6 protein-coding genes are annotated in these 7,634 nt (G+C 58.1%); 5 read left to right on the plus strand and 1 reads right to left on the minus strand.

Going from position 1 to position 7,634, the window contains the following annotated elements; translation table 11 throughout:
- The 5 genes from Q7C20_RS06500 (at window position 1) to Q7C20_RS06520 (ending at window position 5,794) form a co-directional block, all read left to right on the plus strand.
- Window positions 1-870, plus strand: coding sequence for a cell division protein FtsQ/DivIB (locus tag Q7C20_RS06500; RefSeq protein ID WP_375066432.1), 870 nt, complete (start codon window positions 1-3; stop codon window positions 868-870).
- 15 nt (window positions 871-885) lie between these two features.
- On the plus strand, window positions 886-2,154 hold the full coding sequence (ftsA, locus tag Q7C20_RS06505) for a cell division protein FtsA (protein WP_348060760.1): 1,269 nt from the start codon (window positions 886-888) through the stop codon (window positions 2,152-2,154).
- A 66-nt stretch (window positions 2,155-2,220) separates the two neighbouring features.
- Window positions 2,221-3,426: a cell division protein FtsZ gene (ftsZ, locus tag Q7C20_RS06510; protein WP_348060758.1), complete on the plus strand. Its 1,206-nt coding sequence runs from the start codon at window positions 2,221-2,223 to the stop codon at window positions 3,424-3,426.
- 112 nt (window positions 3,427-3,538) lie between these two features.
- Window positions 3,539-4,450 (plus strand): UDP-3-O-acyl-N-acetylglucosamine deacetylase, encoded by a 912-nt coding sequence (lpxC, locus tag Q7C20_RS06515; protein ID WP_003216227.1) that lies wholly within the window; start codon window positions 3,539-3,541, stop codon window positions 4,448-4,450.
- 115 nt (window positions 4,451-4,565) lie between these two features.
- Window positions 4,566-5,794, plus strand: a protein-coding gene (locus Q7C20_RS06520; RefSeq protein WP_375066435.1) for an IS3 family transposase whose coding sequence is annotated in 2 segments (ribosomal slippage) — window positions 4,566-4,917 and window positions 4,917-5,794 — 1,230 coding nt in all. Because the reading frame shifts where the segments join, the coding sequence is not laid out codon by codon here.
- Between the two features lie 78 nt (window positions 5,795-5,872).
- On the opposite strand, the gene Q7C20_RS06525 is transcribed toward Q7C20_RS06520, so the two are convergent.
- Entirely contained in the window at window positions 5,873-7,366 is a 1,494-nt protein-coding gene (locus Q7C20_RS06525; RefSeq protein WP_375066437.1) for a GGDEF domain-containing protein, read from the minus strand.
- Between the last annotated feature and the right edge of the window lie 268 nt (window positions 7,367-7,634).

The following is a 7,634-nucleotide window of genomic DNA, read 5'->3' on the forward strand; positions in this document are numbered from 1 at the left end:
ATGAACGGCGCATCGCTTCGTCATCAGCCCCCACAAGCACCCGGCCGCAAGCCGGTGCCACGGGGTGCCAGCCGGACGGTGGCTAAAGAGCCGATGTCGGCGCGCCTGCCCAAAGCCAACTTTGGTTTTATCAAGGCGCTGTTCTGGCCGGTACTGCTGGTGGTGTTGGGCTTCGGCACTTACGAGGGCGCACAGCGTCTGTTGCCGTATGCCGACCGGCCGATCACCAAGATCAGCGTGCAAGGCGACTTGAGCTACATCAGCCAGCAAGCCGTGCAGCAGCGCATCGGCCCGTACCTGGCGGCGAGTTTCTTCACCATCGACCTCGCCGGTATGCGCGCTGAGCTGGAGCAAATGCCGTGGATCGCCCACGCCGAAGTCCGCCGTGTTTGGCCGGACCAGGTGACGATCCGCCTGGAAGAACAACTGCCGGTGGCCCGTTGGGGCGATGGCGCGCTGTTGAACAACCAGGGCCAGGCGTTCACTCCGCGTGAACTGGCCAACTACGAACACCTGCCGCAGTTGTTCGGGCCGCAGCGGGCGCAACAGCAAGTGATGCAGCAGTACCAGGCGTTGAGCCAGATGCTGCGGCCGTTGGGTTTCTCGATTGCGCGACTGGAATTGCGTGAACGGGGCAGTTGGTTTTTGACGACCGGGGCAGGCAGTTCCGGCCCGGGCATCGAGTTGTTGCTGGGACGCGGCAACCTGGTGGAAAAGATGCGCCGCTTTATTGCCATCTATGAAAAGACCTTGAAAGAACAGATTACGAACATTGCGAGCGTCGACCTGCGTTACGCCAACGGCCTTGCCGTCGGCTGGCGTGAACCGGCTGCGCCGACGACAGCCAAACCCGCTGTCGCGAAGAATTAAGAAGAGGCAGGACCCATGGCAAACGTGCAAAGCGGCAAAATGATCGTCGGTCTCGATATCGGCACCTCCAAGGTGGTGGCGCTGGTCGGTGAGGTCGGGGAAGACGGTGTGATCGAAATCGTCGGTATCGGCACGCATCCGTCCCGTGGCCTGAAGAAGGGCGTGGTGGTGAACATCGAGTCCACCGTGCAATCGATCCAGCGCGCGATCGAAGAAGCGCAGCTGATGGCCGGTTGCCGGATTCACTCGGCGTTCGTCGGCGTGGCGGGCAACCATATTCGCAGCCTGAACTCCCACGGCATTGTGGCGATTCGCGACCGTGAAGTCAGCGCCGCCGACCTTGAGCGCGTCCTCGACGCCGCTCAGGCCGTGGCGATCCCGGCCGATCAGCGCGTGCTGCACACCCTGCCGCAGGACTACGTGATCGATAACCAGGAAGGCGTTCGCGAGCCGCTGGGCATGTCGGGCGTACGTCTGGAAGCCAAGGTTCACGTGGTGACCTGCGCCGTCAACGCCGCACAGAACATTGAAAAATGCGTGCGCCGCTGTGGCCTGGAAATCGACGACATCATTCTTGAGCAGTTGGCCTCGGCCTACTCGGTACTCACCGACGACGAAAAAGAACTGGGCGTGTGCCTGGTCGACATCGGCGGCGGCACCACCGACATCGCGATCTTCACCGAAGGTGCGATCCGTCACACCGCCGTGATCCCGATTGCCGGCGACCAGGTCACCAACGACATCGCCATGGCTCTGCGTACACCGACCCAGTACGCCGAAGAAATCAAGATCCGCTACGCCTGCGCCCTGGCCAAACTGGCCGGTGCCGGTGAAACCATCAAGGTGCCAAGCGTTGGCGACCGTCCACCGCGCGAGCTGTCGCGTCAGGCTCTGGCCGAAGTGGTCGAGCCGCGTTACGACGAGCTGTTCACCCTGATCCAGGCTGAACTGCGCCGCAGTGGCTACGAAGATTTGATCCCGGCCGGCATTGTGCTGACCGGTGGCACTTCGAAGATGGAAGGCGCGGTCGAACTGGCCGAGGAAATCTTCCACATGCCGGTTCGCCTGGGCGTACCCCATGGCGTCAAAGGCCTGGGCGACGTAGTGCGCAACCCGATTTATTCCACCGGTGTGGGCTTGCTGTTGTACGGGCTGCAAAAGCAGACCGACGGCATTTCCCTGTCGGGCCCGAGCATCCGTGACAGCTACCGCAACAGCAACGACGACGAAGCGAAAACGCCGTTGTTCGAGCGGCTGCAGGCTTGGGTAAAAGGCAATTTCTAAAGATTTACCGCAACACCGCAGTAAGCAGTAGGCGAAAAAACTAGAGATAACGAAAGGAGAGGGAACATGTTCGAACTCGTAGACAACATCCCCGCAAGCCCGGTCATCAAAGTGATCGGTGTCGGCGGTGGCGGCGGCAACGCTGTCAACCATATGGTCAAGAGCAACATTGAAGGCGTTGAATTCATCTGCGCCAACACTGATGCCCAAGCGCTGAAAAGCATCGGCGCTCGGACCATCCTGCAATTGGGCACAGCCGTGACCAAGGGCCTCGGCGCTGGCGCCAATCCGGAAGTCGGCCGTCAAGCCGCGCTGGAAGATCGCGAGCGTATTGCTGAAGTGCTGCAAGGCACCAACATGGTGTTCATCACCACCGGCATGGGCGGCGGTACCGGTACCGGTGCAGCCCCGATCATTGCCGAAGTGGCTAAGGAAATGGGGATTCTGACGGTTGCTGTCGTGACCCGTCCGTTCCCGTTCGAAGGCCGCAAGCGCATGCAGATCGCCGACGAAGGCATCCGTCTGCTGTCTGAAAGCGTCGACTCGTTGATCACCATTCCCAACGAGAAGCTGCTGACCATCCTGGGCAAGGACGCAAGCTTGCTGTCCGCATTCGCCAAGGCTGACGATGTACTGGCCGGTGCCGTTCGCGGTATCTCCGACATCATCAAGCGCCCAGGCATGATCAACGTCGACTTTGCCGACGTACGTACTGTCATGAGCGAAATGGGCATGGCGATGATGGGCACTGGCTGCGCCAGCGGTCCGAACCGTGCACGTGAAGCCACTGAAGCGGCCATCCGCAACCCGTTGCTGGAAGACGTGAACCTGCAAGGTGCACGCGGCATTCTGGTGAACATCACCGCCGGTCCTGACCTGTCCCTGGGTGAGTACTCCGACGTGGGTAGCATCATCGAAGCCTTCGCTTCCGAGCACGCCATGGTCAAAGTCGGTACCGTTATCGATCCGGACATGCGTGATGAACTGCACGTGACCGTGGTTGCTACCGGCCTGGGCGCGAAAATCGAGAAGCCTGTGAAGGTTATCGACAATACCCTGCATAACAGCCAGGCCAGCCACACCAGCCAAGCGGCTGCATCTCCAGCGCCTTCGCGCCAGGAACTGCCGTCGGTGAACTACCGTGATCTGGACCGTCCGACCGTGATGCGCAACCAGGCTCAGGCCGGTGCTGCAGCGTCCCGTAGCTTGAATCCGCAAGATGATCTGGACTACCTGGACATCCCGGCATTCCTGCGTCGTCAGGCCGATTAATGGAATGTATCAGGGCTATGAAGGTGATTGGTGTTCAGCAAAGGTCTGGTCTGTTATTATCGCCAGCCTTTGTTGATACCAGTTCGCAATTTGCGCTGAAGCGGTCCAAGCCATGATTAAACAACGCACCCTGAAGAATATTATCCGTGCCACAGGTGTAGGTCTGCACTCCGGGGAGAAGGTATACCTGACCCTCAAGCCTGCACCTGTCGACACCGGCATCGTGTTTGTTCGTGCCGACCTGGACCCTGTGGTGCAGATTCCTGCTCGCGCGGAAAATGTTGGCGAAACCACGATGTCGACCACGTTGGTCAACGGTGACGTGAAAGTGGACACGGTGGAGCACTTGCTCTCGGCCATGGCCGGTTTGGGCATCGATAACGCCTACGTCGAGCTCTCCGCGTCCGAAGTCCCTATCATGGATGGCAGCGCTGGACCCTTCGTATTCTTGATTCAATCTGCCGGCCTGGAAGAACAGGACGCAGCCAAGAAGTTCATTCGCATTCTGCGGGAAGTGACAGTAGAAGACGGCGACAAGCGCGCCACCTTCGTCCCGTTTGAAGGCTTTAAAGTGAGCTTTGAGATCGATTTCGATCACCCGGTATTCCGTGACCGCACCCAAAGTGCAAGCGTGGATTTTTCCAGCACTTCGTTTGTAAAAGAAGTCAGCCGCGCCCGTACCTTTGGTTTCATGAGTGACATCGAGTACCTGCGCAAGCACAACCTCGCACTCGGCGGCAGCGTTGAAAACGCCATTGTGGTCGACGCGGATGGTGTACTGAACGAAGACGGCCTTCGCTACGAAGACGAATTCGTGAAGCACAAGATCCTCGATGCAATCGGTGACCTCTACCTGCTGGGCAATAGCCTGATAGGCGAGTTCAAAGGCTTCAAGTCGGGCCACGCCCTTAACAACCAGCTGTTGCGCAAGTTGATTGCCCAGACAGATGCTTGGGAAGTCGTGACCTTCGAAGATGCCAGCACCGCACCGATCTCTTACATGCGTCCCGTTGCGGCGGTGTAAGTAACAACTCTCTTTTCGTTAGTTTTAAAAGGCTGCCTTCTGGTGGCCTTTTTTTATGTCATTGTCCCGTCCTGAATAAGGTTTACACCTTCTGACCTTTCCTCAGGAGGACTCAATGGATTCGGGTAAAAGGCGCAGCCAGCGCGATTACACGCTAGCCTTTAAATTATCGGTCGTAGATCAGGTTGAAAAAGGCGAGTTGAGTTATAAAGAAGCCCAACGACGCTATGGCATCCAAGGCCGGTCGACGGTGCTGGTCTGGTTACGAAAGCACGGTCGACAGGATTGGAGTAAAGGCGCATCAATTCGAGAGCAGAGGAGCAGGTCCATGACCGAGCCAACCCTCCCGCCGACACCCGAGCAGCGGATTAAAGAGCTTGAAGAGCAACTGGCACTGAGCAATCAGAAGGCTCAGTTCTTTGAAGCCGTCGTCAACGTTCTGAAAAATGACTACGGCGTTTCTGTCGTAAAAAAGCGACCCGGCAAGTCCTCTCGCAAGGGCAAATCCAAGACCTGAGCATTACCAGGGATTGCCTGTTCATGGGTATTTCGCGCCAAGCGTATTACAAGCGTAATCGCGCTTTTGACGCGAGAGTCCGCCAAAACCAAGAGGTGGTGGACTTCGTACTGGAAAAGCGGCGTCGCCAGCCCAGGCTGGGAACGCGCAAGCTGCACTACTTGATGAGCGTCGAAGCTCCTGCGTCGTTGTGCGTGGGTAGAGACCGTCTGTTTACCATCCTTCGTGATGCGCGCGAGCTGGTTCCGCGCAAACGGGCTTATCACAAGACCACTCATAGCCATCATCGCTTCCGTCGCCACCCCAACCTGCTCAAAGCAGGTCCGGAACAAGTCGTGGCCAATGGGCCCGAACAGGTCTGGGTTGCAGACATAACCTATCTGCCTACACAGGAAAGCGTGGCCTACGTGAGCCTTGTGACAGATGCGTACTCACGCAAGATTGTGGGTCATCATGTGCATGAAAGCCTGCATACCCAGTCGGTGATAAAGGCACTGGAAAAAGCGGTAGGAGAGCGAAAAACCGATCAGATGCTGATTCATCATTCAGATCGCGGCGCCCAGTACTGTTCCGATCTCTATCAGCAGTTGCATACCAGGCATGGAATCCGGTGCTCGATGACTGATGGCTATGACTGCTATCAGAACGCTATGGCCGAGCGAGTAAACGGGATTCTGAAGACTGAGTTTCTACTCCATCGGCCTAAAGACTTGGCAGAAGCAGTGAAAATGGTGGATGAATCGGTGCAGATATACAACGGGGAGCGGCCACATCTATCCCTGAAATACAAAACGCCCGATGCGGTGCATCGGGCGTTTTGGGCGTGAAACAGGTGTAAACCTATTTCAGGACTAGACACATGTGTGGCCAGAAGCTTGCTCGCGACAAAAGCCCACAGGCTCGGCTCACAATGTTCCAGCGTCGACGATACGATTGCGACCACTGTGCTTGGCCTCATACAGCGCCTGATCCGCACTGAGCAACAACGTCTCCAGCGACATACGGCTGCGCTTATCCCACGTGCTCAAGCCAATACTCACCGTAATCGGCCGCTCGGCATTGGCCATGCGCGGCAAGTGCTCAACGCTGCTGCGGATATGCTCGGCAATCACCCAGGCGCCGCTGGCATCGGTATGCGGCAACACCACCGCAAACTCCTCGCCGCCGTAACGTGCCGCAAGGTCGGCCGGGCGGCGGATGTTGCCACTGATGACCTGCGCAACCATGCGCAAGGCCTCGTCGCCGCCCTGATGGCCATGGAGGTCGTTAAACGCCTTGAAGTGGTCTACGTCGATCATCAGCAGGGTCAGCGACTCGCTCGATCGCTGCGCGCGGTCCCATTCCAGGCGCAGGCGCTGGTCCAGCGTGCGCCGGTTTGCCAAGCCGGTGAGGGCGTCGGTGGCTGCCAGTTCTGACAGTACCTGCTCGACGCGATGACGCCGGCGCAGTTCCCTTCGCAGCATCCAGGTCAGCCACAGCAGGCCAATGCAGAGCACGCCGGTGGCGCTGGTGGTCAGCAGCGCGGCGCGTTTCCAGGGCGCGAGCACGTCATCGCTGGACAACGCCACCACCACGATCAGCGGCAACGCACCCACATTGGTAAAGGTATACAGACGATCTTTGCCGGTAAGTGCCGAAACAGCCCGGAAGCTGCCACTGCCTTCAATCAGCATCCGTTTGAAGTTAGGGCGGTCGCTCAAGTCCTTGTCAATCATGTCCCGCTCCAGCAGTGGCTGCTGGGCCAAAAGAATGCCGTGATTATTGAGCAGATTGACCGAGCTGCCGTTACCAATTGTCAAGCGGCTAAACAGTTGGTCGAAGTACGCCAGGCGCATGGTCGCCACCGCTACGCCGGCAAATTCGCCGCTGGGGCCTGACACGCGCCGGCTGAATGCGATGCGCCAGACCTGATCGCAATTACAGTGAATCCGGAATGGGCGGCTGATAAACAAACCAGATTGCTCAGCGGTTTTGTGCGCCAGGAAATAGTCGCGATTGTCGAAATTACGCGGTGTCGGCTTGAGTGTTGAAGAGTCGGCAACCACTGAGCCCTGGGCGTCCAGGAGCAGAACCTCACCCTTGAATGGCGCGGCGATGGACTGATCAAACTGCACCAGATGCTGTATGTCCGCCGACACCCCGGCCAGGTCCTGACGCTGTCTGGCAGCGATCAATCCTTGCAGGGCAAGGTCATAGAGTTCGACGTTACGCAACACATCCGCGTTGATCAATTCGGTGATATTGCTCGTCGAGCGTTGAGCCGCCTGCAAGGTGCTGGCGTGCTCGCGGATCAACAGCGCCGCCACGATGACCACGATCAGGGTGACGGTGAGACCGCTGCCCAGAATCAATAACAGCTCCGGGCGAGCAGGCAGGATTTGATGACGGCGTTGACTCATCGCGCAGACTTCAGCAAGGAAGGTACTGGCAGTTTAGTTCTACTCGATAAAAATTAAATCATCGCCGTAAAAGAAATCAGGGCGTTAGAACCAGCCCTTCAAGGTCTTTGGAAGCCGGCTATACCTGGCTGATACCGCCCAATACTATCCCTGTGGCGAGCGGGCTTGCCCCGCGTTGGGTTGCGAAGCAGCCCCAAAACCAGCGGCCGAGGAGTATCTGACTCACCGCATTCTTCCTTTTTAGGGTCGCTTCGCAACCCAACGCGGG

Source organism: Pseudomonas sp. AMR01 (assembly GCF_041946035.1).
GTDB classification, from domain to species: domain Bacteria; phylum Pseudomonadota; class Gammaproteobacteria; order Pseudomonadales; family Pseudomonadaceae; genus Aquipseudomonas; species Aquipseudomonas antarctica_B.